The 17810-nt window shown below is 60.4% G+C and carries 18 protein-coding genes; 8 read left to right on the top strand and 10 right to left on the bottom strand.

Annotation, left to right across the window (positions count from 1 at the left end):
• Window positions 1-77: 77 nt before the first annotated feature.
• Window positions 78-1277, top strand: coding sequence for a formaldehyde dehydrogenase, glutathione-independent (gene fdhA, locus ALQ04_RS11070; RefSeq protein ID WP_122315803.1), 1200 nt, complete (start codon window positions 78-80; stop codon window positions 1275-1277).
• A gap of 184 nt (window positions 1278-1461) precedes the next feature.
• A complete protein-coding gene (locus ALQ04_RS11065; protein ID WP_122315802.1) occupies window positions 1462-2025 on the top strand; it encodes a DUF2780 domain-containing protein in 564 nt (187 codons plus the stop codon).
• Here ALQ04_RS11065 and ALQ04_RS11060 read toward each other — a convergent pair.
• Complete coding sequence (locus ALQ04_RS11060) at window positions 2005-2904, bottom strand: acyltransferase (protein WP_122315801.1); 900 nt, start codon at window positions 2902-2904, stop codon at window positions 2005-2007. The two genes, ALQ04_RS11065 and ALQ04_RS11060, sit on opposite strands and share 21 nt — an antisense overlap.
• 184 nt (window positions 2905-3088) lie before the next feature.
• On the opposite strand from ALQ04_RS11060, the gene ALQ04_RS11055 reads away from it, so the two are divergent.
• The 4 genes from ALQ04_RS11055 to creD all read left to right on the top strand — a co-directional run bounded on the left by ALQ04_RS11055 (window position 3089) and on the right by creD (window position 7221).
• Window positions 3089-3589 carry an ATP-dependent zinc protease gene (locus ALQ04_RS11055; RefSeq protein WP_122315800.1) on the top strand — a complete coding sequence of 167 codons (501 nt, stop codon included), beginning with the start codon at window positions 3089-3091 and terminating at the stop codon, window positions 3587-3589.
• A 59-nt stretch (window positions 3590-3648) separates the two neighbouring features.
• Entirely contained in the window at window positions 3649-4329 is a 681-nt protein-coding gene (creB, locus tag ALQ04_RS11050) for a two-component system response regulator CreB (RefSeq protein ID WP_122315799.1), read from the top strand.
• On the top strand, window positions 4329-5747 hold the full coding sequence (gene creC / locus ALQ04_RS11045; protein ID WP_122315798.1) for a two-component system sensor histidine kinase CreC: 1419 nt from the start codon (window positions 4329-4331) through the stop codon (window positions 5745-5747). The genes creB and creC overlap by 1 nt, the downstream gene beginning before the upstream one ends.
• Window positions 5748-5844: 97 nt before the next feature.
• Entirely contained in the window at window positions 5845-7221 is a 1377-nt protein-coding gene (creD, locus tag ALQ04_RS11040; protein ID WP_122315797.1) for a cell envelope integrity protein CreD, read from the top strand.
• Between the two features lie 110 nt (window positions 7222-7331).
• Here the strand turns inward: creD and ALQ04_RS11035 are convergent, their stop codons facing one another.
• From ALQ04_RS11035 to ALQ04_RS11005, 7 genes are all read right to left on the bottom strand, one after another.
• Window positions 7332-7961 carry a glutathione S-transferase family protein gene (locus ALQ04_RS11035; protein ID WP_122315796.1) on the bottom strand — a complete coding sequence of 210 codons (630 nt, stop codon included), beginning with the start codon at window positions 7959-7961 and terminating at the stop codon, window positions 7332-7334.
• A 129-nt stretch (window positions 7962-8090) separates the two neighbouring features.
• Complete coding sequence (locus ALQ04_RS11030; protein ID WP_122315795.1) at window positions 8091-8252, bottom strand: hypothetical protein; 162 nt, start codon at window positions 8250-8252, stop codon at window positions 8091-8093.
• Window positions 8249-9367, bottom strand: a complete 1119-nt coding sequence (locus ALQ04_RS11025) for a PepSY domain-containing protein (protein ID WP_122315794.1) — start codon at window positions 9365-9367, stop codon at window positions 8249-8251. The genes ALQ04_RS11030 and ALQ04_RS11025 overlap by 4 nt, the downstream gene beginning before the upstream one ends.
• A 60-nt stretch (window positions 9368-9427) precedes the next feature.
• Window positions 9428-11845 carry a TonB-dependent siderophore receptor gene (locus ALQ04_RS11020; RefSeq protein WP_122315793.1) on the bottom strand — a complete coding sequence of 806 codons (2418 nt, stop codon included), beginning with the start codon at window positions 11843-11845 and terminating at the stop codon, window positions 9428-9430.
• Between the two features lie 87 nt (window positions 11846-11932).
• Window positions 11933-12931, bottom strand: coding sequence for a FecR domain-containing protein (locus tag ALQ04_RS11015; protein ID WP_122315792.1), 999 nt, complete (start codon window positions 12929-12931; stop codon window positions 11933-11935).
• The gene (locus ALQ04_RS11010) at window positions 12928-13446 is read right to left on the bottom strand and encodes an RNA polymerase sigma factor (RefSeq protein ID WP_122315791.1); all 519 of its coding nucleotides are present in this window, start codon (window positions 13444-13446) and stop codon (window positions 12928-12930) included. The genes ALQ04_RS11015 and ALQ04_RS11010 overlap by 4 nt, the downstream gene beginning before the upstream one ends.
• A gap of 160 nt (window positions 13447-13606) precedes the next feature.
• Window positions 13607-14428, bottom strand: a complete 822-nt coding sequence (locus tag ALQ04_RS11005) for a DeoR/GlpR family DNA-binding transcription regulator (RefSeq protein WP_122315790.1) — start codon at window positions 14426-14428, stop codon at window positions 13607-13609.
• 245 nt (window positions 14429-14673) lie between these two features.
• Between ALQ04_RS11005 and ALQ04_RS11000 the strand changes: the two genes are divergently transcribed.
• Together ALQ04_RS11000 and ALQ04_RS10995 are read left to right on the top strand one after the other, a co-directional pair.
• On the top strand, window positions 14674-15072 hold the full coding sequence (locus ALQ04_RS11000; protein WP_122315789.1) for an MAPEG family protein: 399 nt from the start codon (window positions 14674-14676) through the stop codon (window positions 15070-15072).
• Between the two features lie 55 nt (window positions 15073-15127).
• A complete protein-coding gene (locus ALQ04_RS10995; RefSeq protein WP_122315887.1) occupies window positions 15128-15577 on the top strand; it encodes a cytochrome c in 450 nt (149 codons plus the stop codon).
• Between the two features lie 16 nt (window positions 15578-15593).
• On the opposite strand, the gene ALQ04_RS10990 is transcribed toward ALQ04_RS10995, so the two are convergent.
• Together ALQ04_RS10990 and ligB are read right to left on the bottom strand one after the other, a co-directional pair.
• Window positions 15594-16004 (bottom strand): DUF1090 domain-containing protein, encoded by a 411-nt coding sequence (locus ALQ04_RS10990; protein WP_122315788.1) that lies wholly within the window; start codon window positions 16002-16004, stop codon window positions 15594-15596.
• A 53-nt stretch (window positions 16005-16057) separates the two neighbouring features.
• The gene (gene ligB, locus ALQ04_RS10985) at window positions 16058-17743 is read right to left on the bottom strand and encodes an NAD-dependent DNA ligase LigB (protein WP_122315787.1); all 1686 of its coding nucleotides are present in this window, start codon (window positions 17741-17743) and stop codon (window positions 16058-16060) included.
• Between the last annotated feature and the right edge of the window lie 67 nt (window positions 17744-17810).

Below are 17810 nucleotides of genomic sequence, written 5' to 3'. Positions count from 1 at the left end.
AGGTCTTCTTGCCGCTTGAAGCTTGCAGTTGCTTCTCTCCCTCTTTCTATCCAACAACAAAACGTAGAGGTGAACGCATGTCTGATAATCGCGGTGTGGTGTATCTAGGCGCTGGCAAGGTCGAGGTGCAGACAATTCCTTTCCCGAAAATGCAGGATCCACGAGGCAAGCGCATCGAACACGGAGTCATTCTGCGTGTTGTTTCCACCAATATCTGCGGCTCGGACCAGCACATGGTTCGCGGTCGTACCACGGCGCAGACCGGGCTGGTGCTCGGTCATGAAATCACCGGCGAAGTGCTTGAAGCCGGGCGCGATGTGGAGCATCTCAAGGTCGGAGATCTGGTTTCGGTGCCGTTCAACGTGGCGTGCGGCCGTTGCCGCAGTTGCAAGGAACAGCACACCGGCGTCTGCCTGACAGTCAACCCGGCGCGTGCCGGCGGTGCCTACGGTTATGTGGACATGGGTGACTGGGTCGGCGGCCAGGCTGAATACGTGCTGGTGCCTTATGCCGACTTCAACCTGCTGAAACTCCCTGACCGTGATGCGGCCATGGAGAAGATTCGCGACCTGACCTGCCTCTCCGACATCCTGCCCACCGGTTATCACGGTGCGGTGACTGCGGGCGTCGGCCCTGGCAGCACCGTGTATGTCGCCGGTGCCGGCCCGGTCGGTCTGGCGGCAGCGGCTTCGGCACGCTTGCTGGGTGCAGCGGTGGTGATCGTCGGTGACGTGAACCCCAAGCGACTTGTTCATGCCAAGGCCCAGGGCTTCGAGATTGCCGACCTGTCGCTGGACACACCGCTTCACGAACAGATCGCTGCCTTGCTGGGTGAGCCGGAAGTGGATTGCGCCATCGATGCCGTGGGCTTCGAGGCGCGTGGCCACGGGCATGCCGGTGCGCAGTCCGAGGCACCGGCCACGGTTCTCAACTCGTTGATGGGCGTGGTGCGGGTCGCTGGCAAGATCGGGATTCCCGGCCTGTACGTCACCGAAGATCCGGGCGCTGTCGATGCCGCCGCGAAAATGGGCAGCCTGAGCATCCGCTTCGGCCTGGGCTGGGCCAAGTCCCACAGCTTCCATACCGGACAGACTCCGGTGATGAAGTATAACCGCCAGTTGATGCAGGCGATCATGTGGGACCGGATCAAGATCGCCGATGTGGTCGGTGTCGAGGTCATCAGCCTCGATGACGCGCCACGAGGCTACGGCGAGTTCGATGCCGGCGTACCGAAGAAATTCGTGATCGATCCACACAAGCTGTTCAGCGCAGCGTAATAGCGTCAGCCGCCTGTTAGGAGCGGATTCATTCGCGAGCAGATTTCGCGGATAAATCCGCCCCTACACTGTCGGAAAGAATCGCTATCCAGCCGTCCCGCTCGGGAACAAGGTATTCATCACTCAGTCAAACCGTCTGTTTTATCATCCACTTTTGGATGGTTTCGGTTAGAGGTTGACTGTAATGAACACTGCACGCGGTATTGCACTCGCAACATTGATGGCCCTGGCGGCAAGCCCGGTTTTTGCGTTCAATCTGAACGACGCGGCCAATGCGGTCTCCAACGCCACCGGCGGCAACCAGAAAGCCACGGCAGCACCTGAAGCCGCCGGCTTGCTCAATACTCTCGGTACACAACTGAACGTCACCCCGGAACAGGCCGTGGGCGGTACGGGAGCCTTGCTGGGGCTGGCGAAGAACAAACTGACCGGTACCGATTACTCGCAACTGACCCAATCCGTCCCGGGCCTCGATCAATTGTCCGGGCTTTCCGCGTTGAACACGCTGGGCGACGGCGGGCTTGGCGCCTTGCTGGGCGCAAACAAATCAGCGAACGGCTCGGCACTCGGCAGCGCGCTCGGCAATGTGCAGAACATGGGCGACGTGAACAACGCCTTCAAGGCGCTGGGCATGGACAGCAGCATGGTCAGCCAGTTTGTCCCGGTGATCCTGCAATACCTCGGTCAGCAGGGCGCCAGTGGCTCGGCATTGCAAAGCCTGAGCGGCCTATGGGGCGCCGGTAGCTGATTCGGCACGCAAGGTGCTGATGCGAGCGTCCTTTTCGATCCAGAGCTGGTTGACCCAGTTCTGGACGTGCTCGCGAAACAGCGGATCGTTTTCGTAGTCGCCCTGCCACAAGGCGGGGTCAAGTTCCCGGGTTTTGATGTCGACGATCACCTTGGGCACCCGTCCGCACAACATGTCCCAGAAGCCCGGAATCCGAGAGCCCGGATAGACCACAGTCACATCCAGAATCGCATCCAGTTGCTCGCCCATGGCCGCGAGTACAAACGCCACGCCGCCGGCCTTGGGTTTGAGCAAGTAGGTATGCGGCGAACCCTGCGCGGCATGCTTGGCTGGCGTGAAACGGGTGCCTTCCAGGTAATTGACGATGGTCACCGGCTGGCGCTTGAACAGCTCGCAGGCGGCCTTGGTAATTTCCAGGTCCTTGCCCTTGAGCTCCGGGTGTTTCGCCAGAAAGGCCCGGGTGTAGCGTTTCATGAACGGATAATCCAGCGCCCACCAGGCCAGTCCCAGCAACGGAACCCAGATCAGTTCCTTTTTCAGAAAGAACTTGAAGAACGGTGTGCGGCGGTTGAAAGCCTGGACCAGCGCCGGAATGTCGACCCACGACTGATGGTTGCAGACCACCAGATAGGAGGTGTCGCTGCGCAGGCCTTCATTGCCGCGAATCACCCACTGGGTCGGTGTGAATGAGGCAAAGATGAGCTTGTCGATCTCGGCCCAGGTTTCGGCAATCCACATCACCGCCCGCGAGCAGTGATCGCGCATACGGCCTTTGAACAGCAGCTTCAGCAATGCAAAAACCAGCAGTGGGCCAATCAGCACAAGGGTATTGACCAACAGCAGCAGGGTGAGGAAACAGCCGCAAAGCACTCGGCGCATAAGGGACTCTGGCATCTTTTCGAGAGGGCAATGATAGAGACAGCGATTTGTTACGCCAATTACACAGGTGCTTACAAATGTTTCACGCGCTGACGATTATGCTGGTTAGCCCCGAACAAACCGCAAGTTCGCTGTCTAAAACCGGGCGTCAATCAGACGCTGCCCATTGCGAGGAACCTGCCACGTGAAACCGATCCTGGCGCTATTGTCCCTGCTGGCGTTGCCTGTCATGGCCGCCGAACCGACGCTGTATGGTCGCTATGAAAACATCAAGGTCCCCGAGATCGGCGAGACCTTCAAGGCCAAGATGGACACCGGTGCGCTGACCGCTTCGCTGTCGGCCAGGGACATTGAGTTGTTCCAGCGCGATGGCGACGACTGGGTACGTTTCCGTCTGGCGACCAAGGATGCCGGCAACAAGGTCTATGAGCACAAGGTTTCGCGAATCAGCAAGATCAAGGGCCGAGCGGAAGGCGATGACGACGATGAAGTCATCGACCCGACCACACGCCCGGTCGTCGACCTTGAAATGTGCCTGGGCAACAAGAAGCGCACCGTCGAAGTGAATCTGGTGGATCGCAGCCATTTCAACTATCCGTTGCTGATCGGGGCCAAGGCGTTGCGCGAGTTCGATGCAGCGGTCAACCCGGCGCGGCGTTATACGGCTGACAAGCCCGATTGCTGATTGACGTCGAGGGCTGAAATCGCGCACCTTTTCGCCCTCACTCCAGGCGCCCGGATGCCATGCCGCATATTTTGATTGTCGAAGACGAGGCCGCGATTGCCGACACGCTGGTCTATGCGCTGCAAGGCGAAGGTTTTACCACCACCTGGCTTGGTCTCGGTCAGGCAGCTGTCGAGCATCAGCGCAGCACGCCGGCCGACCTGATCATTCTCGATATCGGCTTGCCGGACATCAGCGGTTTTGAGACCTGCAAGCAATTGCGCCGTTTCAGTGAAGTGCCGGTGATGTTTCTCAGCGCCCGCGACGGCGAAATCGACCGGGTCGTGGGTCTGGAAATCGGCGCTGACGATTATGTCGTCAAGCCGTTCAGCCCCCGTGAAGTGGCGGCGCGGGTCCGGGCGATTCTCAAGCGCATGTTGCCACGCACGGTCACGCCGCCCGGCAGCGAAGTGTTTCAGGTCGACCGTGAACGGGTCCAGATCAGCTATCGCGGCCAGCCCTTGAGTCTGACGCGGCATGAGTTTCGGTTGTTGCAATGCCTGCTGGAGCAGCCCGAGCGAGTGTTCAGCCGCGAGCAATTGCTCGATGCGCTGGGCGTGGCGTGCGACGCAGGTTATGAGCGCAGCATCGACAGCCATATCAAGAGCCTGCGCGCCAAGCTGCGTCTGGTTGCCGCCGATGCCGAGCCGATCCAGACCCATCGCGGCCTGGGCTACAGCTTCAGTCCCGGACATAGCTGATGTCGCTGAGCATCCGGATTTTTCTGGTTTATGCGGTGTTCATCGCCCTGACCGGCTATTTCGTGCTCAGCACGGTAATGAAGGAAGTGCGCCCCGGTGTGCGCCAGTCCACCGAAGAAACCCTGGTGGACACGGCCAACCTGCTGGCGGAAATCCTCCAGGATGATGTGAAGAACGGTTCGCTGGATCAAAGCCGTTTCCCGGATGCGCTCAAGGCCTATGGCTTGCGCCAGCCCGAGGCGAAGATCTGGGGTTTGTCGAAGCAGCATGTCAACAACCGCATCTACGTCACCGACGCCAGGGGCATCGTGCTGTTCGACTCCAGTGGCGAGGCGGCTGGCCAGGATTACTCGCGCTGGAACGATGTCTACCTGACCTTGCGCGGCGAATATGGCGCCCGCTCGACCCGCAGCGATCCCGAGGATAGCAACTCGTCGGTGATGTACGTCGGAGCGCCGATTCGCGATAACGGCACGATCATCGGTGTGGTTACCGTGGCCAAGCCCAACAGTTCGCTGCAGCCTTATGTCGACAGGGCCGAGGGGCGACTGCTGTGGTACGGCGCTGGCCTGATGGCCTTGGGGCTGCTGCTGGGCGCGCTGTTTTCGTGGTGGCTCAGTTCGGCACTGCGGCGCCTGATGGACTATGCCCAGGCGGTCAGCGAAGGACGTCGCGCCGAGTTGCCGCATTATCGCGGCGGTGAGCTGGAGCGCTTGTCTGCCGCAGTCGAGCACATGCGTACCCAACTGGAAGGCAAGGCCTACGTCGAGCGCTATGTGCATACCCTGACTCACGAACTGAAAAGCCCGCTGGCGGCGATTCGCGGTGCCGCCGAGCTGTTGCAGGATGAAATGCCCGCCGAACAGCGGCAGCGTTTTGTCAGCAATATCGATGGCGAAAGCCAGCGCATGCAGCAACTGATCGAGCGCCTGCTGAATCTGGCCATGGTCGAGCAGCGTCAGGGCCTGGAAGAAAAGGTGCTCGTGCCTCTGGCAGCGCTGGTCGATGAACTGTTGCTCGAACGGGACGTACAGATCGAGCGCCTGAATGTGCAGGTCGAGCAACTGATCGACCGCGACCTGAGCCTGCTGGGCGAGCGGTTCCTGTTGCGTCAGGCGCTGGCCAACCTGCTGGACAACGCCCTGGACTTCACCCCGAGTGGCGGAACCCTGCGCCTGGCCGCCGAGCGGACCGGCGAGCGGATTCGTTTTACGCTCTTCAATAGCGCCGAGCCGATTCCCGATTACGCCTTGCCGCGTCTCAGCGAGCGTTTCTATTCCCTGCCAAGGCCGCACAGTGGCCGGAAAAGCACCGGGCTGGGGCTGAACTTCGTCGAGGAAGTCGTGCAGTTGCATGGCGGCGAGATGCAGATCGGCAATGTCGATGGCGGAGTGCAGGTAAGCCTGCTCCTGCAATGAGCCTTGCCCGCTAACCTCCACACACTCTCCACATTGCGCCCATCATCTCTCCACACAAGGGTTCCAGACTCTCTCTATCGAAAACAGGGAGAGCCCCATGAACCGAAGTCTGGCTATGAAACTGGGAATGATCGCGGCGCTGATTATTCTGTTGCTGATTCCCTTGATGATGATCGGCAGCCTGATCGCGGATCGGCAGCAACAGCGCGACACCGTACTGGAAAATATTGCCAGCAGCTCAAGCCTCAGCCAGCAATTGAGCGGCCCGGTCATGGCGGTGCCGTATCGCAAGTGGGTGCGGATCTGGAAGACCAATCCACAGACCAATGAGTCCTATCAGGAGCCGGCGCAGGAAAAGGGCTACCTGTATTTTTTGCCGGAACGCTTCGAACTCGATGGCAAGGTCCAGACCGAACTGCGTTCGCGGGGCATCTACGAAGCCCGTCTTTACCATGCCGACAACCGCATCAGCGGGCATTTCGTGATCCCCGAGAATCTGGGGCTGAGCGAGAACCTTGCCGATTACGAGTTCGAGCGCCCGTTTCTGGCGGTGGGCATCAGCGATGTGCGCGGTATAGAAAGTGCCATGCAACTGCAACTGGAAGGCCAGACCCTGGATTTCATTCCCGGTACACGGCTGGCATGGCTGGGCGAGGGCGTCAGTGTCAATCTGCCGATGCAGGATGGCGCGCAGCAGGTCCGTCTGGAGTTTGCCTTCGATCTGCGCCTGCAAGGCACCGGGCAACTCAAGGTCATCCCAGTGGGCAAATCCAGCAGCGTGAAACTGGCTGCCGACTGGCCGCATCCGAGCTTCATCGGCAACTATCTGCCGACGCGCCGGGAGATTTCCGCGCAGGGCTTCAGCGCCAACTGGCAGACCTCGTTCTTCTCCACCAACCTTGAGGATGCGCTGGTTCGCTGTCAGCAGACCAACAAGTGCCAGGAATTCAAGAGCCGCAGCTTTGGTGTCAGCTTTATCGAACCGGTGGATCAATATCTGAAGAGCGAGAGGGCCATCAAGTACGCGCTGTTGTTTATCGTGCTGACCTTTGCCGGCTTCTTTCTGTTTGAAGTGCTCAAGAGCCTGGCTGTGCACCCGATCCAGTATGCGCTGGTGGGCGTATCGCTGGCGCTGTTCTTCCTGATGCTGCTGTCGTTATCGGAACACGTGGGGTTTGCCAACGCCTACCTGCTGTCAGCCGGGGCCTGTGTGACGCTGATCGGTTTCTATGTGTGCCATGTGTTGCAGAGCGTGCGCAATGGCATCGGCTTCTCGGTGGCGCTGACGGCCCTGTATGGCTTGCTCTACGGACTGCTCAGTGCCGAGGATTACGCCTTGCTGATGGGCTCGCTGCTGTTGTTCGGCCTGCTGGGCGTGTTCATGGTGCTGACCCGCAGGCTCGATTGGTACGGCATCACGCCGGGCAAGCGGACTCAATCGCTTGAATCCGCAGGGGAGGTGGGTCATGAGTAACCGGGTTGGATTGCGTGAGGAGCAAGTCCTGGCCAGGGAGCTGATGGCCAGGATTGTCAGCCTGCTGCCAGCGCCGACTGTGCGTACTGCGCAGGCAGGCTGTCGATCACTCAGGCCGAAGGCTGGGTCGCCTGCATCGATGGCCGCTGGCTGACGTCGGCGTACCAGGTTGCAAGGCGCGGATAGCTGCTGCGCCAGCGCAGGTCGGGCTGGCGAAAGTCCAGATAGCCAAGGGCAGCAGCCACACTGATGGACGCGATATCGAACGATGAACTGAGTTCGGTGATCGCATCCTGCTCGAAGTAGCTCAGGGAGCGCTCGATCTTTTCCTGCTGGTTATCGAGCCACTGTTCCCAGTGCTTGTCCTTGGGGCGCAGCGCGGTTTCGTAGCGAATCAGCAAGGCGGCGTCCAGCAGCGCATCGGCCAGCGAAGCCAGGGTCAGGCGTCTCCAGCGCGCCGAACCTTCGCGAGGGATCAGCGGCAGGCCGACGTGTTGGTGGTCCAGATAATCGAGGATCACCCGGCTGTCATGAATGACATTGCCATCAGCCAGGCGCAATGCCGGGATCTTGCCTGCCGGATTGTCATCGTTGAGTTCGCTGGAGGGGCTGACCGGCGTGAGCACCGTCGCCTGCAACTGCACTCTGTCGAGCTGACCGGTTTCATGCAGCAGGACAACCACCTTGCGGGCAAAGGGGGAGGCTGGGTTGGTGTACAACGTCATGGTAGGGGCTGACATGAATGTTCCTCGACTGGGGCAGTCTCATAGACTAGTCAGCGTACCGTTGGTCTGCAATATCGGGAGCATATTGTGGATTGTCCGCAAATGAATTTCAGTCACCGGTAAGCGAATTCATTCGCGAAAAGGTCAGGCCAACAGCCCTTTGATACTCAACCCGGCGGCAACTCCCATCCCCACCCAGGCCAGGGTATCCCACCAGCCATCGCCGAGCAGTGCCATGAACAGGCCTGCACCGGTAAGCAGGGCGATCAGGCCCGGTACTGCGAAGGTCGAGCCTTTGCGCTTCATGCTGTCACCTCAACGCGCGCGGGGGCGCGGCGTCTTACCCACCACAGGTACAGGCCGCTGCCGAGGACGATGATGGTCAGCACGTCCAGCGCCGCCCAGAGGATTTTCATCGGCATGCCGCCGTAATCGCCGAAGTGCAGTGGTTGCGACATGCCCAGCGCATCCATGTACCAGGGCCGTTCGACGATGGCGGTGACCTGCAGGGTCCGGGCATCGATCAACACCGGGGTGGCCAGGTGAGCCGTCAGGTGTGTATTGCCTTTGAGGAACACGGTGTAATGGTGTTCGCTGGAAAAGCGTGTGCCGGGAAAGGCGATGAAGTCCGGCTTCATGCCCGGCGCGGCAGTTTCGGCGATAGTTAGCAGTTCAGTCGCAGGCGCTCGCTGGCTCAGCGGCGGGGCGTCGCGGTAGGGCGCGATCATGCTGGCCAGCGCGTCATTGCGCCATGAGGCAATCAACAGGTCGGCACAGGCACTGATCACCCCGGTCACGCCGACTACCAGCGCCCAGGTCAGGGTCACGACGCCAATCAGGTTATGCAGGTCCAGCCAGCGGGTACGGGTGGATTTGCCGGCGCGCACGGTGCCGAACTCCAGCTTGCGCATGAACGGCGCATACAACACGGTGCCGGAGACGATCGCGACCACGAACAACAGACCCATGAACGCCAGCAACAGCTTGCCCGGCAGCTCGGCATACATATCCACATGCAGGCGCAGCATGACCATCATGAAGCCGCCGTTGGCCGAAGGCATTTCCTGCGCTTCGCCGGTGCGGGCATCCAGCGCAAAGGTGTGCGACGAGTTGGGCTCGGTGCCTGCGGTCGCGGCCGTGATCGCCATGACACCGTTGGGATCGTCTTCGTCCCAGCCGAAATACTGCAGCACTTCTCCGGGACGGTGCGCCTCGGCGGCCTGGACCAGTTGCTCAAGGTTCAGGCGTGGCGTGTCCTCGGGCATTTCCCGATAGTGCGGCGCATCACCGAGCAGGTGCTCGATCTCGTGATGAAAGATCAGCGGCAGGCCGGTTACCGCCAGCATCAGCAGGAACAGTGTGCAGATCAGGCTGCTCCAGGTATGAACGATGGACCAGCGGCGCACGGTATGGCTTTTCATTGGTGCTTCCAAAAGCAAAAGGCCCGCTGACGATCAGGGGCCTTTGGTACTCGGGTTAATTCACCACTTGTAATTGACGCTGGCGACGACGTTGCGTTGATCGCCGTAGTAGCACCAGAACCCGTCACAGGTGGCCAGGTAATCCTTGTTGAAAATGTTCTTGGCGTCCACCGCCAGCGAAGCGCCCTTGAGGCTGCTGGCCAGACGGCCCAGATCGTAATGCAGCGAGGCGTCATACACGGTGTAGGAGCCGACATGGCCAAGGGCGGTGTTGCTCTGGTTGCCGTAAGTGTCACCGACATAGCGCACGCCTGCGCCAATACCGAAACCGTCGAGCGCGCCACTGTGCCAGGTGTAGTCGGCCCAGGCCGTGGCCTGATTGCGTGGAACCTGCGGGACGCGGCTGCCCTTGTCGTCGCCCTTGAGGATTTCGCTGTCGGTGTAGGTATAGGAACTGATCAGCTTGAGGTTGTCAGTCACGTCCGCAGTGGCTTCAAGCTCCAGGCCGCGAACCTTGATCTCGCCAATCTGGCTGGTGATGTTGTTTTCGGTGATCGACACGTTCTTCTGGCGCAGGTCGAACACCGCAGCGGTCAGCAGGGCTTTCGAGCCGGGTGGCTGATACTTCAGACCGGCTTCGTACTGCCGGCCTTCAGTCGGCTTGAATGATTCTGTTGCGCTGACGCCTGCGCCGGTAGCGGCCTGGAAAGACTCGGTATAGGAAATGTACGGCGTGAAACCGTTATCGAAGACATAACTCAGGCCAGCGTTGGCACTGAAATGCTTGTCGCGCTGGGTGCTGGTGGCGCTGTTGTTGTTATAGAACGTGGTGCCGGTATGCACCCAGTCCTCGCGTCCGCCCAAAGTCAGGCGCCACTGGTCCAGCGCGATCTGGTCCTGTGCATACAGGCCGGTCTGCTGGGTTTTCTGGTCGTAGTCGTACAGCGTCGAGTACAGAACGTTGGAGAAGTCCGCGCCGTATACCGGGCGGTTGACGTTGGTGCCCGGAACGTTGCCGTAGCCATACTGCCACTGGTAGTTGGTGTTCGAGCGCTGATGGTCGAGGCCCAGCAATACAGTGTGGCTCAGCGCGCCGGTCTGGAAATCGGCCTGGAAGTTGTTGTCCACGGCAAACTGGCTGATGTCTTCGTTGACGACACCGGTGGTGCGTCCGATGTTGCCATCGGCATCGACCGCCGTTGCGCCACTGTTGACGCTCAGGGCCTGGAACGACAGGTCGCTCTTGGTGTAGCGCAGGTTCTGGCGGAACTGCCAGACATCGTTCAGGCGATGGTCGAAGGCATAGCCCAGCGCGTAATAGGTGCGGTCGTAGAACTCCCAGTCCGGATCACCGAGGTTCTTGTGATGGGAAATGTTGCCGGCCGCCGATCCCAGCCTGGTGCCTTGCAACGGCAGGAACTGGCCGGTAATCCCGGTATCGTCGCGGGTGTACTGCGAGATGAAGGTCAGGTGCGTGTCGTCATTGATGTTCCAGGTCACGCTTGGGGCAATGTTGTAGCGCTTGTCCGGGATGTGATCGATGGCCGAGCCGCTGTCACGCACCACGCCACTGACGCGATACAGGAACTGGCCTTCATCGTCGATCTTGCCGGTGCTGTCGAAATTGATCTGCTTGTGCTCGTTGCTGCCCGCCTGCAAGCCCACTTCATGGCTGCTTTCGGCTTGCGGGCGACGGCTGACCATATCGAGCATGCCGCCCGGCGGGGTCTGGCCGTAGACCGAAGACGACGGGCCGCGCAGTACGGCGATGCGCTCCAGGTTCCATGGCTCGGGCTTGGGGTTGGCGTAGGAGCCGACCGGCATCGGCAGGCCGTCGAGGAACTGGGTCGGCACGAAGCCGCGAATGCGCAGCCAGTCGTTGCGCGAGTCGGAGCCATAGCCGCTGCTGACCACGCCTGCGGTATAGCGCAGGGCGTCATTGAGGTTGAGTACCGAGCGGTCGTCCATTTGCTGGCGAGTCACGACCGAGATCGAGCGTGGCGCTTCCACTATTGGCGTATCGGTCTTGCTGCCTGCCGCGCTGCGGGTCGCCGTATAACCTTCGACCGGACCCCATGCCGTTTCAGTATCGCCCTGCCAGCCCTGGATATTGGTTTCCGGCAAGGCCACGGTTCCTTCGGGCGCAGCTTCCAGGCTGTAGCTGCCCGCGCTGCTTTGTACCAGTTGCAGACCCGTGCCGCGCAAGGCCTGACGCATGGCGCCCGTGGCATCGAACTGACCCTGCACCGGTGCCGACATGCGTCCGCTGACCAGCGATGGACTGATCGCCAGGGTCAGCCCGGCCTGGCTGGCAATCTGATTCAGGGTGGTGGACAGCGTGGCGGCTGGCAGGTTGTAGGTGCGAACGCTTGAAGCCTGTTCGGCGGCAATCGGTGAGGTGCTCACCAGCGGCATGCCGAGGGCGATTGCCAGGGCCAGCAGGCTGGGACGCAGAAGAGTTTCAAGCGGGCGAGACATACAAGGCTCCAGGGCAAACGGTATCTATTGCCTCTCTGCCGCACGAATCCGCAAAAGTGACAGGGCTCTGTGCAAAAAAAATCGGACTCAGGGTTTTTCGGTCGCGGCGCTGTCGTTTTTCTCGCTGCTGGCCTGCACGTTTACCCACCATGGCGTGTGCTGTTCGATCTGCACCGGCAAGGTCGGCAACAGGGCCTTGAGAGCCAGGTCGGTATTGTTCAGCGGGAAGCTGCCGGTAATCCGCAGGTCTGCTACTTGCGGCGAGACGCCCAGATAGCCGACCCGGTAGCGACTCAGTTCGGCAAGCATGTCGCCCAGCCGGGCGTTGTCCATCACCAGCATGCCACGGGTCCAGGCATCGGTGCCGGAAGGCATGCTGAGCATCGGCCCGAGCCCGTCGGGCGTCAGCAGGATCTGTTGGCCTTCGCGCAGGACCAGCTCGTTGCCGTGGTCACGAGGATTGGCTGCGACGGCCGATTGCAGCACGCTCAGGCGCGTGCCATCCGACTCGCGGCGGACCAGAAAGCGCGTACCCAGCGCGCGCATCCTGCCGTCGCTGGTTTCGACGATAAACGGGCGAGGATCGTCATGACTGCCGGTTTCGACCAGGATTTCGCCATCCTGCAGGACCACCCGGCGCTGTCTGGCATCGAAATGCACATCGATGGCGCTGTGGGTGTTGAGGCGGATCAGCGTGTTGTCCGCCAGGCGGATGTCACGCTGTTCGCCGGTTGCGGTGCGCTGGTCGGCGAGCCAGTAATCGATTGGCAGGTAGCGATTGCCCATGAACAGCGCCAGTCCGCAGCTCAGCAATAACCCCGCGAGTCCGCCACCCAGCTTGCGCACGCGCCGCCGCAGGCTGCCCGGCGCTTGCTGCAAGGCCTTGCGGGCCGGGCCAGACGGGATGGCGAAGCGCTGGTTGAGCATGCCCAACTGGCTCCAGGCACGGGCATGCTCTTCGTTGGCGCCCAGCCACTTGGCGAACTCGTCCTGTTCGATGCCATCACCGGAATCCAGGCTCAGTTGCCAGGCGATGGCAGCATCGAGCACCTGTGCCGAAACCGGCCGTGAACCGGCGAGCTTCATGTCGGTTCGCCGTACAGGGCGATGTAGCACTGGCGCATGGCCTGGGCCAGGTATTGCCGAACCCGGGAAACCGAAACCCCCAGGCGCTCGGCGATTTCGGCATGGCCCATTCCGTCGAGACGGTTATAGAGAAAGGCTGCGCGTGCCTTGCTCGACAGCTTGCCGAGCATGCGGTCGATGTTCTTGAGGTCTTCAAGGATCAGTAGCTGATCCTGCGGCGAAGGGTGCTCGGCTTCAGGGATCAGCATCAGTTCGTTGAGATAAGCCTGCTCCAGCGCTGCGCGGCGAAAATAGTCGAACAGCAGGCCCTTGGCGACCGCTGCCAGAAAGGCGCGGGGTTCATTCGGCGTCTTGAGCTCGTCACGTCCGAGCAGGCGTACAAAGGTGTCCTGGCTCAGGTCTTCAGCGCGTTGTGGACAGGCCACATTGCGTCGAAGCCAGGCCAGCAGCCAACTGCGGTGGTCGCGATACAACACGCCAACGATCTCGTTATGAGTGCTTGGGGCTGACGACACGAATGGCCTCGAATGGAAATGTGTTAAATAACGAGAACGATTCGCGATTCTGTCAGAGCCTGCGGATACTGGCAATTGACGCTTATCGGAATGAGGGAGGGTTTTCGCGAATGAATTGGCTCCCACCATGGTTGTAGGAGCGGATTTATCCGCGAAGATGTCAGCGCGGTTTGTTGACGGGTGCCAACAGCAATTCGATACGGTGTTTGCGAATCCCATCGGCTGCCGCTTCTGCCAGCGCCGTGTCGGTAATGATGGTGTCGAACTGTTCGAGGGCCGAGACCTTGTACATGCCGAACGTCCCGTATTTGGAGCTGGTGGCGATCAGCACGGTGCGGGATGCGGACTGCATGGCCGCCTGTTTGACTTCGACTTTCAGCGCTGATGGCGTGGTGGTGCCGCGTTGCAGGTCCCATGAACTGGTCGACAGGAAGGCCACGTCGGTAGCGAGCTGGCGCAGGGTTGCAGCAGCCAGGCCGCCGACGCTGGAGCGGTTGGGGTGATCGAGCAGGCCACCGGTGTGGATGACATCCACATGCGCGGCATCGGCCAGGGCGTTGACGATGCCGAAGTCATTGGTCACCACCGTCATGCCGGAAAGCGCCACGATATGCGGGACGATTTCCAGAGTGCTGGTGCCGGCATCCAGATAAATGGTCATGTCCGGATGCAGCAGTCCGGCCGCGAGCCTGGCCATGCCCTGCTTGTGCGGCAGCTCCACGACCGCCTTGGACTGATGGCTGGGCTCGCTGTGCAACTGGCTGGCGATACGCACGCCACCGGTTACCGAATAGGCGCGTCCTTCCTGCTCCAGCACGGCGATATCGCGACGGATGGTCATGTGCGAGCACTCGAACATCTCCATCAACTGATGCACGCTCAGCACCTGATGCTTGCGCAATTGACGAAGCATCAGCTCGCGACGCTGATCGGGGATCATCGGTGTACCGCCAACGATGGCGATATCCTCTTCGGTGGGCATTACGACTCCTGTGCATCCATGACCCGCCAGCGGCAGGCGGCGGTCGTGGCATCTTAGCCAATCGCTTCGACAATCGCAGCAGCTCTTCGCCAGACAGCAAGGCTGTGAGTGCCTGCCGAATCCTCTATGCTCGCAGGCATGGGCGAAGGAACACTCTCGACAGGCTCAGTGTCGAACTGTTGCCAATGATGACGGGCTCTCGCCGTCGCATGTTTTCAATCAAACTCAAATAACAGGACATGAGCATGACAGTTGCATTCTGGTGTGTATTGGTCGCGATAATGCTGCCATTCATTTGTGCGGGCATCGCCAAGGTAGCAAGTGGCTCCTACTCGTCGCGAAACAATCATGATCCACGCGGCTTTCTCGACAAGCTCGAAGGCTTTCCCAAACGCGCGCATGCCGCGCAACTGAACGGTTATGAAATCACTCCGGCGTTTGCCGCGGCAGTGATCATTGCGCATGTTGCGGGCAACGCGCAGTTGGTCACGATCGATGTACTGGCCGTTCTGTTCGTTACCAGTCGCTTGCTCTACATCATCTTCTACATGGCTGACCTGGCTATCATGCGCTCGATTGTCTGGCTCATCGGGCTGGGTCTGATTATCGGCCTGTTTGGCGCTTCTGCGTTCCCGGCTGCCTGATCCCGCCCTTCGCTGGCAGATGGGGGCGCCACCGTTTTCCATGGATTTATCGAGCATTACCTTGAAAAGATTGAGTGCTGTCCTGTTGTCCTGTCTGGTATTGAGCGGCTGTGGCGGCGTCGATCCCGATTCACCGTTGGGCCAGCGCAAGGCGATCTTCAAGGAAATGCTCAAGACCAGCGAGGATCTGGGCGGCATGTTGCGCGGGCGCATCGCTTTCGATGGCCAGCGCTTCAGCGAAGGCGCGGTCAGGCTCGACCGTCTGGCCCATGAACCCTGGAAGCACTTCCCGCAGGTCAGGGAAGCGGAGCATGGCAGTGCAACGGATGCGGTCTGGCAGAAGCAGGCGCGCTTTCAGGAGATTGCCCGCTCGCTGGAGTCTGCGACGGGTGAGCTGGCGGCGTTATCCAGCGTCAGGCCGTTCTCGGCGAGCAGCCTGGCACCGGCAGTGGACAAGGTCGAGGCCGCTTGTCAGGCGTGCCACAAAGAGTTCAGGAATCATTGATCCGCGGGCAAGGGCTTCACTCCTCCGGCTGCACCTTCTCAAGCTCGGTCTGGGCATCCTGCAGTTCCTTGCGGGACTCGGCGAGCTTGTCCTTGCGCTTGTCGATGCGCTCCGGATCGCCCTTGGCCATGGCCTTGTTCAGGTCTGCCTGACGGCGGCTTACTTCGCGCTTGGCCTCCAGCACTTTCTGTTCGCGTTGCTTGACCAGCGAAGCTTCGCTGCAGTTGGCGTTGACTTCGCTCAATGCCTTTTCCAGGCCCGCTTGCTCCTGCTTGTTGCCCTCGGCCTTGGCTTCCTGAATCTTGCTGTTGATCTCCTGGCTTTTAACCAGGCACTCCGACGGCGGCGGAGCCTGCTCGGCTGCGAGTAGCGGGGCTGCCGCAAACGTGAAACTGCCCAGCAGAATCAGGCTGGAAAGAAACTTCATGTGAACTCCTTGAAAAACCATAACGTCCGGGCACGCGGGCGATGAAAAGTGAATTAAAAACCTGCGATACCTTGCTCCCGTAACTGCTCGCGCAATGCCAGCACCTGCGGGTCCTGAAAAAACTCCCAGAGTCGTGCAGCCCTTCCTGGGCCTATACCGGGTACGCTTTGCCACTGTTCGGCACTTCTTGCTGCCAGTTCATGCCATTCCATGCCTGGACTGATCCCGATTGCCGGAGGCAGACCGATAGCCACCAGCCAGGTTTGAAACGATCTTTCACGAGCAGTTTGCAGGCTGTCGAGCAGTTTAGTGCTGCTGCGTTCCGCAAAGCCCGGAATTTTAGCAAGCTGCGCACGATCCAGGGTCATCCAATCGAGCAGGCCATTGATTTCTCCGGCCTCGATCAACTTGTCCCAGGTTCCGGGGCCAACCCCAGGCAGCGCCAACCCCTTCTTGCTACTGAGCCAGACCAGCCTGGCCCGGAACTGACTTTCACATCCCGGCGTCGGCTGCCAGCAACTCAGACCATGAAAATCGCGTTGTTGCGGAACTGTCATTTCAATTCTTTCGCTATTGCGTGAAACCACCTTGTCCAGGCGCGGAATGGTAAGGCCTGCAAGGCTCAGGGAAACCTGATCGCCGGGGCGAATATCCAGTGCTTGCCAGCGTTGCAGAGAGCCGACGCTGAGCCTGCTGATCTTTCGGTCATCAAGACGGACAGGAGTCAGCTCCAGCACCGGTGTGATTCTGCCGCTACGCCCGATAGTGAAGTTGACCTTGCGTACTTCGGCCAGCACTTGGGCATAGGGGTATTTCCAGGCCGCGATCCAGTAGGGTGCCTTGGCCTGCCAGCGTTGTGCCGGTGGCCGTTCGCCGTGACGCATGATGACGCCGTCCGTGGCGAATGGTAGCCCGGTGCGATACCAATGGTTGCGCCAGTCACTGGCCTGGGTGAAATTTTCCAGTGGCTGGGTGTAGACGGCGCTGTCGGTGAAACCCATGGCTTTCAAACCGGCGATTCGTTCCTGCATGTCTGCTGGCCCGGCTGGCCAGTCCCAGACGAACAACCCGATACTGTCGGCCTCTTGGTCACTTATCTCCTGTCGAGCCAGCAATCCGGCGACCTTGCTACGGGCATTGATGCTGCCTGATGTGGCCTGAACATGGTCTGAAAGACTCCAATACAGTTCGCCTTGTAGAACCAGTGTGTCCGGCTGAGGAAGTTGCTTGGCAATGGCAGAAGCCCGCTGTGCATGGCGCGTCCAGTCCTGGCCCTTGAGACCGTCGCCACGGCTGATGACCTTGCTGAGCCTGCCGTTTTCGTACACCAGCGATACCGCAACCCCATCGACCTTGGGTTGTATCCACAGATCCTTCCGGCCCTTGAGCCAGTCCTGCACGGCTTGCGCATCCGCCAGTTTGGCCACGCCGGTATGCGGTATGGGGTGCTCAAGCGGCCCTCTGGCGGTTTGCAGCGGGTTGGCGGCGGGAGCCCTGGTCGAAGTGAAGCAGGCATGCAGAAAGTCGAGGCGCTGGCGGGACTGGTCATACAGCTCGTCTTCTATCAATGAAACGCCCTGGCGGTGATAACTGTCATCCCACTGCGTGAGCTGATGTTGCAGGGCCAGAATCTCGGTATGGGCCTTGGCGGTTGTCCAGTTCGGACAGGCGTTGGCAAAGGCCGCCGAAGCGCCGAGTAACAGGAGGGTACAGCTCAATAAACGTCCAACGGTCAGCATCGCAGCGTCCTTGCCTTGAGGGGATGCCTTCAGGCTAGACAGTCTGGTTGATTGCGCCGGACAAGCT

The sequence above is a fragment of the Pseudomonas cichorii genome, from assembly GCF_003700275.1.
Classification (GTDB): domain Bacteria; phylum Pseudomonadota; class Gammaproteobacteria; order Pseudomonadales; family Pseudomonadaceae; genus Aquipseudomonas; species Aquipseudomonas cichorii_B.
Note: the sequence above shows the minus strand (reverse complement) of the source record. Positions and strands in the feature narration are given on the sequence as shown.